The organism is Methanoregula sp. (assembly GCF_049510175.1).
GTDB lineage: Archaea > Halobacteriota > Methanomicrobia > Methanomicrobiales > Methanospirillaceae > Methanoregula.
In genome coordinates this window covers 1-1405 of record NZ_JBEKZF010000033.1, presented here as the reverse complement: position 1 = coordinate 1405, position 1405 = coordinate 1, and the positions used below count along the sequence as shown (strand labels likewise).

General features: G+C 53.7%; 1 protein-coding gene. It reads left to right on the top strand.

Annotated features, from left to right (window positions below; translation table 11 throughout):
- Positions 1-63 precede the first annotated feature (63 nt).
- A partial coding sequence (locus ABSG49_RS12215; protein WP_424026409.1) for a hypothetical protein occupies positions 64-1405 on the top strand: 1342 nt, incomplete at its 3' end.

Here is a 1405-nt window from a genome sequence, read left to right as displayed (position 1 = left end):
AATACCGTGCCTGAGGGTTCGGGCATTTATTGGTGGCAGAATATCGGATCTACGGGTAACTGTGTGTTCACTCCGAACATTCCTGTCACAGCATCGGGAACAGGGGTCATCTACAATGGTTCTGAGTTTTTCCCGTACACGGGTGGGATATCGGGCACATCCGTACCGAACACCAACTTCGCCAGCGCGACTACGGTTGGTCAGGTCGTTGTTGACAGTGGTGGAATCCTGCAATGGATGTTCGTTGGTACAGGGCAGTCTACGGCCTCCTCAACTATAGGAACGCTCACGGCTCTCGGGCCTCAGGGTTTTGTATATGGAATCGCTTTGGTTAACACGTTGGACAACACGGTATCGAACCTTGGCCCAACGAATGAGATCAACGGAGTCGGCATCGAGATCGTCGGGGGCAAGATCTATTTTGCCCCAGGTGCGGGCTTGAACATCAATGCTATCGACCCGCAAGCAGATTATGTCGCTATCTTTAGGACGTCTGCGAATGGATCGATTGAACTTCTTGTTCCGAGCAACGGGAACACGGTGTATACTGTTCCTCTTGTTCAGTATTTGAACTACGGCTATCTCGATAGCACGCAGGACACGAGTCTCGACATCCTAGTGCAGGGAGCGACCGCTCAGCAGAACACCCCACCTCTCCCAGGCGCGGTGAATCTGACGTACTTCCTTAATCGGATTTGGTACTCCATCGGGAATACTGTGTATTACACGACAGGGCCTGCTGATCCTTCTGGCAATGGAATCGACGGCACAGCTCCTGGCAATACGCAGGTTGCGAAGTCTCGGGTTACTCGACTGGTTCCTAGCGCGGTCGGGATGCTCGTCTTCACGCTGTCTGACGTATATGTCATTCCCATCAGCGGTGGAGCGATCCTGCCCATACAGGTTTACGTCCCAGGTGTTGGGCTCAGTAGTTACAACGCTCTGGATGTGTGTGGAACTCTCATCGGCTTCTTCACGACAGATCATCAGTTCGTCCTATTCAACCCAGCGGTTGGTATGGATGACATTGGTCACCCGATTGGGAATCTCTTCCGATTGGATATCAATGAACCCGGGCTGGACTGGAATCCCGCCAAGGCTTATGTCGCGTGGTATGTCAACGGCGAAGACCTCGGCTGGTTTGTGGCAGATGGAACGAATGGTTGGTATCGATTACTCAACACGCCTGCCCCTGAAAAGGGAGAGGCTTGGAGCCCGTTCGCGACCATCAACCCTGTTACGACCTACGGTTACGCAGGCCAAGGTTGTGGGGCGATCAAGGCCGTCGAGGTTTATCCTGGCGATCATCGGTTGCTCCTCGGGCCCGCACTTACGGGCGGTACGGACGGGTATGGTTCCATCTTATATCGGGACTTAGACGCTTCAACAGACGGTGGTGAAGGAG